Origin of the sequence: Singulisphaera photorubra (assembly GCF_045290345.1) — a bacterium.
Lineage (GTDB): Bacteria > Planctomycetota > Planctomycetia > Isosphaerales > Isosphaeraceae > Singulisphaera.
In genome coordinates, this window is record NZ_CP155447.1 from 2,281,645 (window position 1) to 2,298,286 (window position 16,642).

14 protein-coding genes are annotated in these 16,642 nt (G+C 59.6%); 6 read left to right on the forward strand and 8 right to left on the reverse strand.

Translation table 11 applies throughout. The features are described from left to right. The first annotated feature begins 146 nt into the window (after positions 1–146). From V5E97_RS08825 to V5E97_RS08835, 3 genes are all read left to right on the forward strand, one after another. The gene (locus V5E97_RS08825; protein WP_406698955.1) at positions 147–398 is read left to right on the forward strand and encodes a DUF6582 domain-containing protein; all 252 of its coding nucleotides are present in this window, start codon (positions 147–149) and stop codon (positions 396–398) included. Positions 399–793: 395 nt separating this feature from the next. Continuing rightward, positions 794–2,233, forward strand: coding sequence for an FAD-dependent oxidoreductase (locus V5E97_RS08830; protein ID WP_406698956.1), 1,440 nt, complete (start codon positions 794–796; stop codon positions 2,231–2,233). Positions 2,234–2,354: 121 nt separating this feature from the next. After that, on the forward strand, positions 2,355–2,639 hold the full coding sequence (locus tag V5E97_RS08835; RefSeq protein ID WP_406698957.1) for a DUF2171 domain-containing protein: 285 nt from the start codon (positions 2,355–2,357) through the stop codon (positions 2,637–2,639). Between the two features lie 86 nt (positions 2,640–2,725). Here the strand turns inward: V5E97_RS08835 and V5E97_RS08840 are convergent, their stop codons facing one another. From V5E97_RS08840 to V5E97_RS08850, 3 genes are all read right to left on the reverse strand, one after another. Continuing rightward, a complete protein-coding gene (locus tag V5E97_RS08840; protein WP_406698958.1) occupies positions 2,726–3,979 on the reverse strand; it encodes a YkgJ family cysteine cluster protein in 1,254 nt (417 codons plus the stop codon). Between the two features lie 344 nt (positions 3,980–4,323). Next, entirely contained in the window at positions 4,324–4,590 is a 267-nt protein-coding gene (locus tag V5E97_RS08845) for a hypothetical protein (protein WP_406698959.1), read from the reverse strand. Positions 4,591–4,687: 97 nt separating this feature from the next. Then, on the reverse strand, positions 4,688–5,308 hold the full coding sequence (locus V5E97_RS08850) for a cysteine hydrolase family protein (protein ID WP_406698960.1): 621 nt from the start codon (positions 5,306–5,308) through the stop codon (positions 4,688–4,690). A gap of 750 nt (positions 5,309–6,058) precedes the next feature. Between V5E97_RS08850 and V5E97_RS08855 the strand changes: the two genes are divergently transcribed. Further along, positions 6,059–6,802, forward strand: a complete 744-nt coding sequence (locus V5E97_RS08855; RefSeq protein WP_406698961.1) for a hypothetical protein — start codon at positions 6,059–6,061, stop codon at positions 6,800–6,802. Between the two features lie 160 nt (positions 6,803–6,962). Here V5E97_RS08855 and V5E97_RS08860 read toward each other — a convergent pair whose 3' ends face one another. The 3 genes from V5E97_RS08860 to V5E97_RS08870 all read right to left on the reverse strand — a co-directional run bounded on the left by V5E97_RS08860 (position 6,963) and on the right by V5E97_RS08870 (position 10,435). Next, complete coding sequence (locus tag V5E97_RS08860) at positions 6,963–7,490, reverse strand: hypothetical protein (protein WP_406698962.1); 528 nt, start codon at positions 7,488–7,490, stop codon at positions 6,963–6,965. 301 nt (positions 7,491–7,791) lie between these two features. Further along, positions 7,792–9,432 (reverse strand): PepSY-associated TM helix domain-containing protein, encoded by a 1,641-nt coding sequence (locus V5E97_RS08865; RefSeq protein ID WP_406698963.1) that lies wholly within the window; start codon positions 9,430–9,432, stop codon positions 7,792–7,794. Continuing rightward, on the reverse strand, positions 9,419–10,435 hold the full coding sequence (locus V5E97_RS08870; protein WP_406698964.1) for a DUF1559 family PulG-like putative transporter: 1,017 nt from the start codon (positions 10,433–10,435) through the stop codon (positions 9,419–9,421). Before V5E97_RS08870 ends, V5E97_RS08865 begins: the two co-directional genes overlap by 14 nt. Positions 10,436–11,615: 1,180 nt before the next feature. Here V5E97_RS08870 and V5E97_RS08875 point away from each other — a divergent pair. Together V5E97_RS08875 and V5E97_RS08880 are read left to right on the forward strand one after the other, a co-directional pair. Next, positions 11,616–12,095 (forward strand): hypothetical protein, encoded by a 480-nt coding sequence (locus V5E97_RS08875; protein WP_406698965.1) that lies wholly within the window; start codon positions 11,616–11,618, stop codon positions 12,093–12,095. Between the two features lie 903 nt (positions 12,096–12,998). After that, positions 12,999–13,433, forward strand: coding sequence for a VOC family protein (locus tag V5E97_RS08880; RefSeq protein WP_406698966.1), 435 nt, complete (start codon positions 12,999–13,001; stop codon positions 13,431–13,433). Positions 13,434–14,214: 781 nt separating this feature from the next. Here V5E97_RS08880 and V5E97_RS08885 read toward each other — a convergent pair. Both V5E97_RS08885 and V5E97_RS08890 read right to left on the reverse strand, forming a co-directional pair. Next, the gene (locus V5E97_RS08885) at positions 14,215–15,144 is read right to left on the reverse strand and encodes an NAD-dependent epimerase/dehydratase family protein (protein ID WP_406698967.1); all 930 of its coding nucleotides are present in this window, start codon (positions 15,142–15,144) and stop codon (positions 14,215–14,217) included. A 401-nt stretch (positions 15,145–15,545) separates the two neighbouring features. Further along, positions 15,546–16,475, reverse strand: a complete 930-nt coding sequence (locus V5E97_RS08890; protein ID WP_406698968.1) for an SDR family oxidoreductase — start codon at positions 16,473–16,475, stop codon at positions 15,546–15,548. Positions 16,476–16,642 lie beyond the last annotated feature (167 nt).

The window sequence follows — 16,642 nt, forward strand, 5'->3', positions numbered from 1 at the left end:
GGCGCGCTGATTGCTGTTCCTGAATGAGAGAGAGGCGATGGCTAAGAGCGTGATGAATTGAAGAGGAAAGGATCGATCTTGCTCCCAAGCCTGTCCGTTTGGGAAATCGCTGATCGGCTCGAGCCAGTACGAGGGGAGCCAATCCCATGGTTGCGCGAATTAAACGACGAGATGATGTCAACCCCGAGCGGGGCGAGCACGAATATGGGGACGTCGAGTTCGCGGACCCCGTGAACAACAAGTACCCCATCGATACCCCCGAGCATGTTCGCGCGGCGTGGAGCTACATCCACCACGCGGATAATGCCGCCAAGTACGCCAAAGCTGAGGTCAAGACCATCAAGGAGCGGATCAAGCGTGCCGCCAAGAAACATGATGTTGAGATCAACGAAGATTGATCGGGAGGCCAGGACGCGGCGGGCCATGGGTTCGTTGGCTTCGGGTGGGTAGGCCTGCTGGCTGCGCGTTCTGTCGTTCAATGCAGCCAGGAAATCGTGCGGTCTCTCGCCCGGATTTCTGGGGATATTCGGATAATTTTCGGAGATCGGACCTCTGAGATGTAAAGGAATTCGCATTTCATTTACTGCGGATTCATGCGTCAAGAAGCTTGCGAACTTCCAGGCCCACCGTTTCAAACAGAGCCAGAAACCAACGGGAGGCGAGAACGATGAATCGGGATCGCGTTGGGCCAAGCATTTCACTTTGGGCGTCGACCACCGTCTTGCCCCCCCATCCGGCGCTTGGTAGTGACACGAAAGCCGACGTATGTGTGGTGGGTGCCGGCATTGCGGGGATGACGACCGCATATCTGCTCACCCGGGAGGGAAAGTCGGTCGTTGTGCTTGATGACGGTCCCCTTGCCGGGGGCGAGACCCAGCGAACCACCGCCCACTTGAGTAACGCTCTCGACGACCGTTATTTCGAGATCGAGCGGCTCCATGGGCAGCAAGGCGCTCGGCTCGCTGCCGAAAGCCACTCGGCAGCCATCGAACGCATCGGGGCGATCGTTCAACTGGAGCAAATTGACTGTGATTTCGAGCGACTTGACGGCTATCTCTTTCTCCCCCCCGGAGACACGTCGGATCTGCTCGAACGTGAGCTCAGTGCGGCCCATCGAGCCGGTCTGACGAGCGTGGAGGGACTCGCTCGCGCTCCGCTGACCTGCTATGACACCGGGCCCTGTCTCCGGTTTCCGGCCCAGGGACAGTTTCACCCGCTGAAGTATCTGGCGGGTCTCGCCCGGGCCTTTCAAAGCGCCGGAGGCCGGATTTATACAGGGACGCACGTTCAGACGATCGAGGGGGGACTCCCTTCGCGGGTGAAGACTGCGGCCGGGCCGGTGGTCACCGCCAATGCCGTTGTGGTCGCTACAAACACGCCCGTCAATGACCTGGTGGCGATCCACACCAAACAAGCTCCCTATCGATCCTATGTGATCGGGGCACACGTGCCTCGCGGGGCCGTTGCCAAAGGACTTTACTGGGATACGCTCGACCCTTACCACTATGTCCGGCTCCAGCAGGCGCCTCAAAATGATGCGGTGGAGGCGAATCCGCTTGGGGCCGATACCGAAATCCTCATCGTTGGGGGAGAGGACCACAAAACTGGGCAGGCCGAAGATCAACCCGAGCGTTATGCCCGCCTCGAGGATTGGGCGCGGAGCCGCTTCCCGATGATGGGACCCGTCGAATTTCGCTGGTCGGGCCAGGTGATGGAGACGATCGACGGACTGGCGTTCATCGGGCCAAACCCAGGCGATGAGCCCGGTGTTTTCATTGTGACGGGAGATTGCGGGATGGGCATGACCCACGGCACCATCGCGGGGATGCTCTTAACGGACCTGATTCAGGGGCGGAACAACCCTTGGACCCCCCTTTATGACCCTTCGCGAAGGACGCTGAGGGCCGCGGGCGAGTTTGCCAAAGAGAATCTCAATGTGGCCAGGCAATACGGTGACTGGCTCATGGGGGGCGAAGTCGGCTCGGCCGATGAGGTCCAACGAAACTCGGGAGCAGTGGTTCGGCGCGGCCTGTCGTTGATCGCGGTCCACCGCGACGACCAGGGAAAGGTGCACGAATGCACGGCAATCTGTCCGCACCTTGGCTGCATCGTGGCCTGGAATGATGCGGAGAAGACGTGGGACTGCCCCTGCCACGGTTCCCGTTTTGACCGATTGGGCAAGGTCCTTAACGGGCCGGCGAATGTCGATCTCGTGGCCGTCGACGAATTCTGACCGTCGTTCACATCGTACCGGCTGAGTCGTGCCTTACAACCGTTGATACACGCATGTTGCTACCGATACGAGAATATGACCTGCCAACCGGAATGTGACCCTCGAACCGACGGAGGGCAACATGGCGAACGAACATGCCAACAAGTCAGCAGTCTTGCTTATAGAGAGTGCCGGACCGATCGATTCAATCGCGGATATCCGCGTGCATCTGGAAGTCTGCGCCTCATGCGGCACGAAGATCGGCAAGGTGGATCACGTCGAGGGCGATTCGATCAAGCTGGCGAAGCACGACAGCCCGGACGGGCAGCACCACACGACCTCGCTGGAGTGGGTGGCGAAGGTCCACGAACACTTCCACCTGAGCAAGAACCACGAGGAAGTGCCGTTGGACTGGCGACTGTCTTGAGACGACGACCACGGCCAGCATGAGCGTGCGGATTCGGAAGCGCGGCAGTCACATGATCGTCCCCCGCAGCGCAGAAGCGGGTGGTCTCAGCGGCTATACCAGGCCACGAGTTTTTCCAACTCACCGCGCTGGGCCAAGGTACGCAGCAAATACTGAATATGGGGGAAGCCCAACATCGGATTACCCCCGAAATGATCGTCAACGAGCAGAATCGCTTGCTGCACCGCGTCCACCGGAGACTGGTCAGTAAAAGCACGCCTCAGCCACAGGATCATCGGCAGCGTGAGGACCAGCGATTCAAGCCCGGCCCAGAGCGGCAAGTCGAAGTTGGGCGGTCCGCAGAATTGCAGCGAATTCAGTTTGACCACATAATAACGCTCCAAAGTCTCATCCATCTCCGGCAACATCCCGCTGCATCTTTCGAGCTCCTCGAAGCTGGTTTTCGGAAGAAACTCGTTGACTCGAGGCACGGGGCCATTGCCCCTGACGAAGCGCCAACCTTCGAGCACTCTGCCCAACCGTCGCCGAATGCTTGAGGCTCCGTACTCGTCGCGATCCCTGCGGGCAAAAATGGCCAGATGGGTGCGAAACAGGACTCTGCCGAGCAGCGGGTCGGGCGGCGGCATGTCCACAACTTCGCGGGGCACTTCCGTTTCCACGGCGTTACGCACCGCCTGCAAATACTTACTCAAACGATTGCCTTGCAGGCTGTCGAACTGCGTTTGGCCGCCAATGCGAGCCACGGCCAAGCATTTGCGCAACCGCCGTTCCAGGCGATCGCCGCGGTCTTGCACGATCTCCACCAGCACTTGGACTACCCGACACACATCCGGCCACGAAAGCTGCTGACCGGCCTGCAGCAAGGGAGGCGGCGCACTGTCCGCCGACCTGCCTGCGTGTCGCTCCAACAAGTGCGACAGGTGCACCAGGTCTTTCTCAGCGTCGGCCACCGGGCGACCGGAATTTGCTGCGACCGACGGGCAAGAGAAGCGCATGCCGACGCGCCAGTGATTACCTGCGGGTATGAGGACAAAGGGAAACAAGCGGCATACGAATGGTTTGGCGTCGGCACCGTAACGCTCTTGAATCCGGCAGCGGTTGCCGGTCGTCAAAAAGACGCACCCCCCATCAGGCCGATGTGTCAGCTTCCATTTTTGGGAGCCCCGAGCTACTGGCGCGAACCACGGCTTGGGAGCAACCTCAGAGTCGTTTGCCAGATCCAGTGCCTCGATACGTTGCTTCTCTTCGTCGGTGATCACCGCCTCGATCCGGCAGCAATCGCTGCAGCTATGACAATCCCAATTTTGCATAATGGGCAAGCTTTGCAATGAATTCGACATGCGCACATACCGCCTATGTGGGGCCAAAAAGGGGCATTCGTCAATCTTGACACAGTTTGCATGAAATAGGCGAAACCGAATTATTGCAATCACTTTTATGAATGATGAGATTTTGGACAATTATGCAGTCGCTCCCAACTTTACGCAAACAACCGCAATAATGACGAATATTCCCTGGGAATCCGTGAACCGACGCAGCCGACAACCACGCGGCCGATCCCCCTACGCCCCGAGTCGTCTCGTCGGACAGGCCGCGACTGTTCGCCCCCCTCGCTGGTCCGTCCACCCTATGACTCGACCGCGCCGTTCGGCAACAAGCCGTGAGCCGCGGGGGCCTCGATGGATCAGCCGCGGCGAGGTCCAGTCGCCTGCGGCGGCAGGGGCTTGAGGCAGATCGCCAACACAACGGCTGACGACAGGACCAGCGCGAGGATCTGGAAGGCCGACTGGTTGGCGAAGACCTTGGCATAGTCGTGCGTGAACCGAGTCAGCAGACGACTCGCCTGCGCTGACGCCTCCGACGCCGCGAGACCGCGGAGCGTGAAATAGTCCACCAGGCCGAGCCGGACATCCGCCAGGGGCGGCCGGTTCGGCACGAAGCTCTGACGCATCGAATCGAAGTGGGAATCGCCCCCACCAAGCCGAGCCGCAAAGCGTCGTACCCAGGCACTGCCAAAAGTGGCAAAAGCGACTGTAGAGGAGAAAGTGCTACCAACGGCCTCCAGACTCGCCCCGTTTCAGGGCTTCACAGTCAAGCTCGCTAGAGGGCCGGGTGTCGGCCTTGAGAATGGTTCGCATCTCAGTCAGGGCATGCTGATTTTCATGGGCGCTGTTCGAAGCGACGCAGTCGCTTGGCACGATCAGATGAAAGTCACGCATGTATGCGTCATTGGCGGTGAATAAGACGCAGATATTCCCGGCAACTCCGGTCAGGATCACCGTCTCGACCTGAAGGTAATGGAGAAGAATTTCCAGGGTGGTCGAGAAGAAGCCGGAATGTTTCGGCTTCAGGACGAAGTAATCGTCCTCGTCGGGCTTGAGTTGTTGGGCGAGCACGCGGCCTCGGACGTTGTCGTTCAGGCAATGATCGACGTAGGCCTGGAAATTGGACCGCCAACGGCCAAAGTTATCGTTGACGTAGATCACTGGAATCCCGGCCCGTCGAACGAGCGGTTTCAGGAGGGCGATCTGGTGGGCCATTGGTTCCGCGAACCGGAGTAGTTGGTCTCCGCCGGGAAATTCCAGGTCGTTGATCACGTCGATCAAGAGCAGGGCGACCGGGGACTTGTCGGGGGCATTACCATGTAAATCTTGATTCGCGGAAGGCATGACACTCCACCCTCACTCTGATCAGCGAACCGAGCCGTTGTGGTTCTTTTTTTAAGGAATGGCACTCATAAGGTTCATAGGCAATTGGTGCGCCGTGGCTCTGCCTACCGCTTTCTCGAGTCTCGTACTTCTCCTCACACGGGAGCGGTACGTTCTGAAAATCAGCCCGGCCCTGGAATGATTTGAGGCGAAGAGGGGAAGTGTGCACTTCCCCCCCCCTTCGCCTTGGGGCTTGCGCGTCGAAATCAAGCGGAGCACCCCTCTGCGTTTGTCCCGAGCCGGGTGAGCCACACAAAAAAGAAGGGGAGCCTGAGGGGACTCCGTCCGCCCGAACGGGCCCGGCCAGTGCGTGCGGTCGACTCGCTCGGACTGGGGATCAGTCGTTGGCGAACGGGTTCTGGAACTCGATCAACTGGGCGGCGCGGACGAGTTCGGCGATGCCGCGGTCCAAGAGTCCATGGCCACCGACTCGCCCCCTGACGTGAATCTGCGAGCAGATGGGCTCTCGACGGAATGTTGGGGTATGATATCTGACGAAAAACGGTAAATTGCAAATATTGATAGGTTGCTTAACTGCGTGTTTTGGAAATAGACAAGTGGAATTGGGATTAGATGTTGTGAGCATGTTTGTATGCAGTACGGTCCGCTCTCGGTCATTACGCTAACTGCGAAGTGTGTTAAATCCGGGCCTGTCAAATGCAAGATTGCAAGCAAGAAAAACGGATGTTCCCGAAAGGCGGATGTACTGCAATGAACGCACGATACTGTATCGCCGTCGCGTTGTTGGCAGGGACAAGCGTTTTGAGCTTTGCGTTGCGAGATGTTGGCGCCCAGTCTCCAGAGACTTCGGGGCAAACACGAGAGGCAAACGGTGCCGATGTCAAGTTACGCTCAGAAAGAAGTGCAGAGGAAGTGGCGAGATTGCGATCCGAGTACGCCAAAAATGGTCCTCCAAGCCCGGCCCAGGTGGTCAAACTCAGAGCGATCCAGGACAAGCGGTTGAAGGAAGCTTTGGAACTTGCAAAAGTCGGACGTTATCCGGTTGTTCGCTATGGGCCAACCTTTCAACGTCCCCGGACGACTGTGATCGCTCCTGTCGAGAACAGAGGCACAAAGATTGTTCCGGATGCTGACGCCACTGGCGAAATGTTGATCCTTCAGAAAGACTTTGCGGTCGCCATTGCCAAGGGTGATCCCCAGCCTCCTGACCGTACGAATCACTTTCTCTGGCTCAACAATACCGATGCGTTTAAGGAAGGGAACGCTCGTGTGGTCGGCTGGTACGGCGCGGTAGTCGATGTCAAGCAGGCGGACAAAGGGAGTTGGCTGATCCAGATCGTGATCCGGCCATGGATCGAGTCTCCTGGTCGAGGAATTCTTTTTGATAAGGTGCTCGAGACCTATGAGTTCTCGAACGGCCAGATCAAGCTGGTTGACTCCGATGCACATCTCGTAACCGAACGAGGGCAGCAAGTGTTCCCCGGAGCGCGATGAGACACGGTTCTCAGGGGGATATTAAGAGGTCAGGAAGCACAGCTGCGCGCGGTGAGCAGTAAGCATTGCCGCCATCCCGGCGCAGGTGCGGTTCATTGATGATTTGCAGTGGGTGAATCGGCCGCGCCTTCAAAAAACAGTGAATGAAGAGAATTGCACGTTAGCTGCCGCCGGAGGCTGGGGTCACGGCGGCGATGCCGGTTTTCGTCCTGGAGTCGAGCTTGAGTACCAGTTCTTGCGGACCTCGGCCGATGGTGACGGCGGGCAAGGGCGAGGTGTGCGATGCGGCGAAGACCGGCGAGAAGCGGCTCTTGCGGGGCCGCCCCGTGGTCTCGCCGGCGTACTCTTGCTTCGGATCAGGTGCGGAGTCTGCGATCGTCTTGAGGTCCCGAAGAACCACGCGATGAGTCCCCAATACAACGGCGTCGTGCGAGGCCCCTTCGATCATTGTCTGTGGCCGGAACCGTCCCTCAGGGTCCGAAAAGGCAGTGGCTTCCGGGCTGGGCTGGCCCCCCGTCGAAGGTACCGGGACGAATACGACCTCGACATCTTCAAGCGGTTTGCCGTCGAGCAGGATCACTCCGCTGACGTTGGCCATTTCTGGTAACGAGGTTCCCGAGCAGCCAGCCAGTGAGCCGAGGGCGAGCAGTGGGACCACCAAAAGGGAACAGCAACGTATCGAGATCATGAATATTGGTAGTGTTTGCATGGGATGAATCAAGGAGCGGGTGGATGGCCTGTGTGTTTCACTCGATGCCCCGAGACAAAGCGGGAGACCAGCGGAGCTCGAAGCGATCAGAAACTTGTTCTCAGGCGAGTGGGGGGGGGCAGCTCCCTTGCCTTTTCTTGCTTGTTTATGAGAATTAACCCATGGCTATGGACTGACACTCCTCACTCGCTGGCGAATTCGTCATCCTCGAGTCGAGGTTGGCGAGTCGCTCGGTTTTTCGCTCGCTATCGGGTCATTGCTCTTCTTGGCTTACTCAGATTCAGGCGACGGTGGCGATCGGTCGGCGGAACCGCCGGAACAGACGAACGACGCCTTCTCCGAGCAGGATCAAAGCGACGCTCGCTCCCATCATCGGCAGCATGATGCAGAGGACGCCGATCAAGGCGCCGAGCCACCAGGGCATCCGCACCTCGGGCTTGCGAGGCAGGCCGACCTTGCCTTTCGGTCGCCGCTCCCACCACATCCAGAGCCCCGTGATCGGCAGCGCGGTGAGGACCACGCAGGCGATGAACCAGGGAATCTTGGTTGACAGGCCCCAGAAGCTGCCGACGTGCAGCGGGTAGGTCCACGCGTGCCAGAAGAACGGTTCCTCGGAGTTTGACTTCTGCTTGAGAATCTTGCCGGTGCTCTTGTCCAGCGTGACGTTGGTGCTGATGATCGGGCCGTAGGTTCGATTGAAATCATTGCCCGCGCTGACTTGCATGGAATTCTGGGGCGCTGGCCGAGTCGTCGGCCTGCGTCGGCCGCCGCCGTTGCCGAGTGTGGCGAACAAGATCCGGTCCGGGTACTTCGCTTTCATGACGGTCAGGAGGTCGTCCAGCGGCAACGCTTTCGGCCCCTGGACCTGGGCAGCGCCCGCCCGACCGGCACCTCCTTGGGCCCCGAGGGCCAAGCGAGTTCGCTCCCCCTTCGTGGCGGCCGGCCTTCCCTCGGGGCCTGTTCGTTCGCCTTCCAAACCTTTGGCCGCGACCTTGGCGGTGGCACTTTCCCCTCGACGTCCGGCGTCTCGCGGTTCCTCGTCCCCACCGACCCAAACTTCGGCCGCTTCGTGAATTACGGTTCCGAGGCTCAGCGTGTAGAACATGCCTGTTCCGACAATCAGAGCGCAGATCGGTAGCAGGTAGAAGCCGCCCACCGAGTGGAGGTCACGGAGCCTTGTGTAGAGCTTCGTTTTCCAGCGGACGGTCCAGACTCCGGCCGCCTTGGCCTTCTTGCGGGGCCACCAGAGGTAGAGCCCGGTGGCCAGGAGAACGAGGCTCCAACTCGTCGTCAACTCGGTAATCACGCGCCCGGTCGTGCCGGCCCAGAGTGTGCGGTGGATCGTGAGAATGGTCGTGAAGAACGTGTTGAGGTTCGAATTCCCCGAGAGAACACCCACGATCTTGCCGTCATAGGGATTGACGCTGACGACGCGTGAGCGGCGGCCCCTGTCGCGCGGCGGCGCCTTGTCTTGTCCTGGGCCGGCCGGTCGGAGCGTCACCAGCGTGGCGCGGTTCGCGTCGTTGTGGATCTGGATTTGCGAAGGTACGAATCCGGGACTCGCGGCGAGAGCGGCGTCGACCTGCGCCTGGTAGCTCACCCGCGAGGTCCCCGGTTTCACAAACAGGATGTCGCCGCGGGCAAACTCCTCGATCTCGCTCTTGAAGATGTAGAGCCCGCCGGTGATCGACATCACGACCAGGACGGGAGCAATAATCATGCCGGCATAAAAGTGCCATCGCCAGATCACGCGGAAGAGACTCTCCGTAACCCGGGGGCGAACGACGGCCCGCGTCGATTTTGTGGGTTCGGGTCGGTCCAGCGTCGCAGTCTGCGCGGGACTCTCTGTCTCGGGTGAAAGCAAATGCAGGGGAGGGGGCTCCATCACCGCCTCGCTCGTGAGAAGGTTAGTTGGTTTCACTGATCTCCCCTTTCGCGCGAGTGGAGAGCGACTGGAAGACGGCATGGTTGATGCTGTCGCGGAGGAAGCGGACGCTGCCGTCGCCAAAGGCGAAGTTGGCTCCTCCCGGATGCTGCGATCCAAAGGCATGGATTCGCTTGTTCGACATCTCGGTCTTGACCGCGCCGGTGGGGGGATTCAGCTTAACGGAGTCGGTGAACCGATAGTTCAAAGGGGCGTACGTCAGGCCCGACGTCCAGCCGAATCCTTTGCCGCACTGAGCCCAAGCGCCAAGGTCGCGGTAGGCGGTGCTGCCGTAAACCGCTCCCCAGTTCCGCTCACTGATATCGCGTTCGCCGACCAGCAAGGTGTTCGAGGAGCCGTCCGTGATGGTGGCGAAGCTCGTCCGTGAGTTAGTGTGGAATGTGCCATCGGCAACATAGGCACCTGTGCTGTTCGTCTGCCCCTTCATCGTCGTGCCCCAGTTGTAGCCATAAGTCGTCGACGAGGTGAAATAAACGCCCCCGTCCCACTCGCAGAGCCGCGGGACCGTACTGGAGGGGCAGTTCAGGTGGTTCACGGGCTGGGCGGCCAGGGCTTCACGTTGCGGGGCCGGCCAGGTGTCCTGAGTCAATGTCCCACCGTCCAGCTTGTACTGGCGGAACTTCTCCCAAAGGGAGGCCACGGCGGGCTCTTCCACGTAAGGCAAAACGAGGATCGCCGGGACCTGGTGCATGGCCGATTCATTCGTCGGCCACGACCCGTAGCGCTCCATGTCGGCGGCCTTCGTCGAGACCTCACCCGGGGGGAACCGATTGAACGAGTTGTTGAAGTTGTGCATCCCCAAGGCGAGTTGCTTCAACTGATTCGTGCACTGCATCCGACGGGCCGACTCGCGGGCCGCCTGGACCGCGGGCAAGAGGAGCCCGACGAGAACTCCGATGATCGCGATCACAACGAGAAGCTCGATGAGCGTAAACGCAGAACGAACGCGACGCGCATCGCGGAACAGAGACCGAAACATGGAATCGGGAACCTTTCTCTGATGCCTTCGCTTTAAGGCAATGACATCAAAAGTCGGCGGAGTGAGCGATGGCGGACCAGGCACATCGCTCCAGGGGAGCTTGCGGCTCAGCGAGGATCGTCTCAAACCGGCTGAAGAACCCAACGAAATCAGATTCAGTGAGATTGAGACTTAATCTCAAAAAGAATCTACAAATCGGTCTCAGGGGTGTCAAGTGGGCACCACTCAGTCTTTCGGGATAGGCGGCCGGCGATCGGATCGGCCTTGTATTGGGCCCGATCGAGCCGATATTGAGGTTGATATCGATGTCTACCTGGTCCTGGAAGACCACCGTCTCGTCCTCCGGCAATCCGGCGATCAACTCACGGAGCTGAGCCAGCTTGGCTTCCCGTTCCCTGCCAATCGGCCGGAGCGTGGGACGCGGGCGGCGGGAGACCAGGCCGCGGCGATCGTAAGGTCCGTTGGCTTGACGCAATATCGAGCGACGGCAGGAGCCTCTTAGGTCACCAGGCGATGTCGCTGGTGCCTAATCCCGGCGGTCTGGCCATCACCCAGAACTTCGTATGGGATGGGGCCGTGATATTGTATTCGTTTTGTGACGAAAAACTATGTAATCGCGTCAGAATTTATGATCTGCGTGGGAACAGTATGTCGGTGTTTTTTAAGCGGGAGTGCCTGGCATTGCCGACGTCCGTCTGGGGAGATACGACACCGAACGAAGCGTTTGCCAACCACCGCAGTGCGGGCCGCGATGCCTCCGGTGACCGCACACTTCCTCTGTTAAAGCTGCCCATATTGACGTGAATCTCATGACTTGATAGCATCCCGTCGCTTGTCATCCTCCTGACGGCAAGCTCCGCTCTCCCGCGCCGTCGTTTACCTTGCGAGAGGTAAACGACGGCGCTTTTGCCAGTATGCTGCTTCTCAGCACTCCTCGGCGGGCCTGACTTTTAGCATGTTTTGGACCTACGGCAAAACGTCAACCAAGTCCTGATGTCTCTGAGGGGCTCAGCGGACGGGCCTGAGACGCTAACTGGGCGAGCCTTTCGCCGAGTTAGTCCATTCGATCCCAAGGAAATCTCCCGCTCCCGTGCCTGGAATAATCGGCCAACGCGTGTTGGAGTTCCAGTCGCTGTTTAGCGCATCCAACCATCGCTATAATCTTAGTGGAGAAGAGATCATGAAGTTATTATCGTCCAGGCTGTTCTCTCTTGCAGTTCTAGCCGTCTTGACTGCGGTATTCACGTCGAACCTCATGGCTCAGAAGAAATCAGGTAAAACTGCCCAAGCCTTGAGGTATACAACCGCCGCTTCAAAGCCTGCGGCACATAAAAAGGTCAAGCCGAATGCCATACCTGGGCCCAATCTGGCGTCAATCGAACGCGTTAGCATGAAGGCGGATGTGGATGGAAATAATGTGTCGGTCGAGATGGTGGCGAGCATCTACGATATTCGGCCAAGGATTTCCTATGTCTGGGGGCTGAAGGTGAAGTCTCCGGATGGGAGACAGACTCTGAGCGAAAAATTATACAGGGATCAAGTGTTCACATTGCAAGGCGAGAAGAGTGCGAAGCCTACTTTCTCTGAGCGCCTCGATCTAGAAAGCGGGCGGTATATGATCGAAGTCTCCTCTACGAGTTCCCGACCGGACTCAATCTAGATGAGCTGGCGAAGCCAGAGACGGAAAGGGGACAACGTGCCGTGGGAGGTATAGAGCGAGTGACGATTCGCTAAGGCGAATTAGCTTTCGTGTACAAATTGAAGCGGGCCGAGAATCACACTTCTCGGCCCGCTTCAATTTGTCTGCTATGCTGCCGAGGCGTGGACTGACAGCCGACCAACCTCGTGGGCTGATGTCAGCAAGGGGCAGGCCACCCAGTGGACGCACGCCGAGCCATGCCCCCCGGTCGCTTCGATTATCTTAATCCGAACCAACCAGAATGACCCGCCGAGGTCCCCATGCAACTCCCACGACTCACAACGCGGGGCTGATGATCGGCGTGGCAAGCTTAGCGATGGCGTTCGCAGTGGATCGGAAAATCAACAAGCTCGTATGAATCTCAGGCCATCGCCGGCATCTGGCCTCCGTTCACTTCACATCGGAGCAATAGTTCCGACAAGCCTCTTTCGGCGACTTTCGTCAGCGACACAGGCCACCGCCAAGTGTAGTGTCGAGGAGCGGGTCGGTGCTCGATCACCGCAGAAATTGGCAAACGCAAATCTGTAGATCAGCTGACGCGAAAGCTGTAACGGGACATTCTGGCCTACGGAATGGCGGCGTTTGTTCGCTCGTTTCCCGACGTACGTCGACGGCAAAGTGACATGGGTGAAGTCGCAACGAGACTTTACGGCGGGTCGGGTCGCGATCCATGATGTCCTGGGAGTCGTTTCTTCGCGAAGGAAACCGCTTGCTCCTCCGGCTTGGGCCGCTCATGATGCAAACATCCCGTGATTCGACGACGCCCTCGTCGTGATGTCCCACAACGATTCGGTCGTCGAATCAAGGTTCTACTCCATGAGCGGCAAGTACGGGCATCAGTAGTGAAGCGAGGGAAGGAAGGACATGACGCTTAAACGGATGGACAACGTCCTCATCGTTGTCGACGATCTCGAAGCCGCCAAGGCGTTCTTCATCGAACTGGGCCTCAAGCTCGAGGGCGAGTCGACTGTCGAAGGGCCTTTGGTAGGGAGCCTGATCGGGCTGAAGGATGTCCGGGCCACCCTCGCGATGATGCGGACTCCCGATGGGCAGGGCATTGAGCTGGACAAGTTCCACACGCCCAACGCGATCAGGTTTGGCCCCGTGGACGCGCCGGTGAACACGCTGGGCATCCGTCGCGTCATGTTCGCCGTCGATGGCATCGACGCTGTCGTTGCTCGCATGCTCGCACACGGGGCAGAGCTCATTGGCGAAATGCAGTACGAGGACACGTACCGGCTAGCCTACATCCGCGGGCCTGAGGGCATCATTGTCGCGCTTGCCGAGCAGCTCGGCTAAGGCGTGCCTGGTAGTAAGCGAGACTCGGGATTGTCACCATTCGTTCACTAGACGACCCGGTGAGGCCGCCTAACCTTGCGGTGCAGCGGCCCCTGCACCGCCGCGCAGGGGCCCCAAGCCTCGGCTTTAAACGAGTCTTAACGACCGAGTACGTGTTCCTGCGCAGGAGACGCACTCAGGTGGGACGGACTCCGAAGTTCGGTGGTCATTGTCCGTCTGATACCGAAATGCTGGGGCAGGGTTTAACCCGACTTCCTGTTCCGAATGATTGTCGAACCTCTCATCGGCATCGCGTGGACGGTACATCACCTGAGTCGATGGCCATGCGCCTAGATAGGGTAAACTAGAAAACTTGATGAAGCTACCAAGACTCGCAGATCACTTTGTAGTTTTGCTGGATTCTCCAGTTTTTCTGGTCAGGGTGTGTGGTCACTGATGCGTTTTATCGCGGGATGCTTTTGACGGACCTGATTCAGGGAAAGTGATCAGGTAATCCGGTGGCTGGCTCATGGGGGGCGAAGTCGGCTCGGCCGATGAGGTCCAACGGAATTCGGAAGCAGTGGTTCGGCTCGGTCCCTGAATGATTTGAGGCGAAGGGGAGAAGTATGCACTTCTCCCCTTCGCCTTGGTTCTTGAGCGTCGAAATCAAGAGGAGCAACCCTCTGCGTCTGTCTCAAGCCGGGTGCGTTACGCAAAAAAAAAGAAAGGGGAGCCTGAGGGAACTCCGTCCGCCCGAACGAGCCGGGCCAGTGTATGCGGCTGGCTCGCTTGGACTGGGGAATCAGACGTTGGCGAACGGGTTCTGGAATTCGATCAACTGGGCGGCGCGGACGAGTTCGGCGATGCCGCGGTCCAGATCCACCGTGGTCTCGAAACCCTTGGCCCGGATCTTCTCGTACGAGACCTCGTAGTTTCGCTGATCGGCGTCGCTGCCGAATTCGGCGAAGTGCAGGTAGAAGTCAACATGCTCGAGAATCTTTCGCGCCACGTCTTCCTTGGTGAAGTTCATGGTCTCGTGGCCGACGTTGTAAACGTCGTCCTTGACCGTGTCCCACTTCTCCAGGGCGAAGATCATCGAGCGGGCCATGTCACGGACATGGACGAAGGTTCGCTTGAAGCCCCCCTGATAGACGATCAGGCTCTTGTTCTTCACCGCTTGGTAGGTGAAGTCGTTGGGCATCAGGTCGAGCCGCATCCGGTTGCTGACGCCGAAGGCGGTGGCGTAGCGGTAGGCGATGCCATTGCCCGCGTCGAGCACCATTTGCTCGGCCGTGGACTTGGTCTCGCCGTAGAGGGTGATCGGAGCGCGTGGGGTCTTTTCGTTGCAGATGTAGTCAGGCACGGCGCCGTAGATGCTGCCGGTCGAGGCGAAGATGACCTTCTGGTCAGGCTTGCGCTGGCTCAGCAGGTTGCGGGTCCCGTCGACGTTGGTCGCCTGGGCCAGCTGCGGCTCCTTCTTGCAGGCCGGGTAGCCCACGATCGCGGCGAGGTGAACGACGGCGTCCATCCCCTCCAGGGCCTTCTTGACTCCGGCCTCGTCGGTGACGTCCCCTTTCATCAACTCGAAGAAGCGATTCTGACAGCAGGGGAGTAGACCTTGGCCGCCGAACTTGAGTGAGTCATAGACCCGGACGCGATGCCCTTGTTCCAGGAGCATGGGGACGAGGGTCGAGCCAACATAGCCGGCGCCGCCGGTGACGAGAATTTTCATGGTGTGTCCATCCGTGGTGGCCCTTGACGCGCCTGGAGTCGTCAGGGTCGCGGTGCGTGTTCGTGGAGTCGCGGCAACAAAGTGAGGCGGGTCAAGAACGCCAGGCCCTCATCCTTACGGCCGATCCTATGGGGGGAATGCACTGCGCGGCGGCAACCGGGACTTCGTCCGGCGTCGGCTGGATCCTTGACCTGAACTCTGGCAAGGTGACGGATTGACTCACCAATCGAGTTGGCCAATCCGTCGAGGGATCACTATCGACAAGGCGGGCCGGCCTGTCAACGTCATCTTTCGCGTGCTTTCGGTCAAACATGCCGAAGAAAAGGCGCTTCGGCCCCGCGAATGGCTTCGATTCGCGGGTTGCTCTCAGCCTCGCTCAACGCGATCCTCCGCGGGCGCGATCAGGCGAGGGTCCGTCTCAACCCCTCCTCGAAATCGACTTCCGGGCGATAGCCCAGCACAGCCTGAATTCGCTCGAGGTTGGCCAGTGAATGGCGCACGTCGCCCTCGCGGGGGGGCTTGAACTCCGGCTCGATCTGGGTTCCGAGGATTCCGTTGATCGCTCCGACCAGGTCGAGCAAGCTGACGCTTCGGCCGATGCCGACGTTGAGGATCGCCCCTTCGAGCGGCCGTTCCGAGCGCATGGCCGCCAGGTTCGCGGCCACGACGTTGCTCACGTAGGTGTAGTCGCGGGTCTGGCCGCCATCCCCGAAGATCGTGGGCCGCCGACCCTCGGACATCGCGCTTGCGAAGAGCGAGATCACGCCGCTGTACGGGCTGGAGGGATCCTGACGTGGGCCAAAGATGTTGAAGTATCGCAGGCTGACGCCGTCGAGTCCCATCGTCTTGGCATAGACGGAGACGTAGTGCTCACCGGCCAGCTTGCCGGCGGCATAGGGACTGAGCGGTTGGGGATAAATCGCTTCGTGCTTGGGCGATTCCACCGTCTCTCCGTAGGCGGCGCTGGAGGCGGCGAACATGAAGCGTTTGACCCCCGCCTGTCGCGCCGCCTCGAGCATGTTCAACGTGGCGGTCGGCCCACTCTCGTGTGAGGAGAGGGGTTCACGGACCGATCGGGGAACGCTCGGGATCGCCGCCTCGTGAAACACGTAATCGGCCCCTTCGACGGCCCGGCGGCAGACCTCGAAATCGGCAACGCTTCCCTCCAGCCAGTCGTAGCGGCCCTCCAGGTGGGCCAGATTGCGGCGATGCCCGGTCGAGAGGTTGTCGACGATCCGGACCCGGAACCCTTCGCCAATGAGCGCCTCGGCCAGGTGCGAGCCGATGAACCCGGCCCCCCCCGTGACCACAACCAGGCCAGTATTCTTCACGTGAGGAAATCCTTAAGTGATGGTCTTGGTTCGAGGGGCTCGGGAAAGTCGATTCGACCAGCCCGCCAACGCGGCGGGTTGGGTCGATCCACTCCCCGCTCGTTTTCCGTTTCGATCCGTGCAGGGGAGCCGCTCGGGCCCCTCGCTCCTGGTGGATCCGCAGCCGA

What these genes read in the sequence shown, in the direction of transcription:
- V5E97_RS08825 (WP_406698955.1), top strand. Translation starts at nt 147, where the DNA reads ATGGTTGCGCGAATTAAACGACGAGATGATGTCAACCCCGAGCGGGGC.
- V5E97_RS08830 (WP_406698956.1), top strand. Translation starts at nt 794, where the DNA reads ATGACGACCGCATATCTGCTCACCCGGGAGGGAAAGTCGGTCGTTGTG.
- V5E97_RS08835 (WP_406698957.1), top strand. Translation starts at nt 2,355, where the DNA reads ATGGCGAACGAACATGCCAACAAGTCAGCAGTCTTGCTTATAGAGAGT.
- V5E97_RS08840 (WP_406698958.1), bottom strand. Translation starts at nt 3,979, where the DNA reads ATGTCGAATTCATTGCAAAGCTTGCCCATTATGCAAAATTGGGATTGT.
- V5E97_RS08845 (WP_406698959.1), bottom strand. Translation starts at nt 4,590, where the DNA reads ATGCGTCAGAGCTTCGTGCCGAACCGGCCGCCCCTGGCGGATGTCCGG.
- V5E97_RS08850 (WP_406698960.1), bottom strand. Translation starts at nt 5,308, where the DNA reads ATGCCTTCCGCGAATCAAGATTTACATGGTAATGCCCCCGACAAGTCC.
- V5E97_RS08855 (WP_406698961.1), top strand. Translation starts at nt 6,059, where the DNA reads ATGAACGCACGATACTGTATCGCCGTCGCGTTGTTGGCAGGGACAAGC.
- V5E97_RS08860 (WP_406698962.1), bottom strand. Translation starts at nt 7,490, where the DNA reads ATGATCTCGATACGTTGCTGTTCCCTTTTGGTGGTCCCACTGCTCGCC.
- V5E97_RS08870 (WP_406698964.1), bottom strand. Translation starts at nt 10,435, where the DNA reads ATGTTTCGGTCTCTGTTCCGCGATGCGCGTCGCGTTCGTTCTGCGTTT.
- V5E97_RS08875 (WP_406698965.1), top strand. Translation starts at nt 11,616, where the DNA reads ATGAAGTTATTATCGTCCAGGCTGTTCTCTCTTGCAGTTCTAGCCGTC.
- V5E97_RS08880 (WP_406698966.1), top strand. Translation starts at nt 12,999, where the DNA reads ATGACGCTTAAACGGATGGACAACGTCCTCATCGTTGTCGACGATCTC.
- V5E97_RS08885 (WP_406698967.1), bottom strand. Translation starts at nt 15,144, where the DNA reads ATGAAAATTCTCGTCACCGGCGGCGCCGGCTATGTTGGCTCGACCCTC.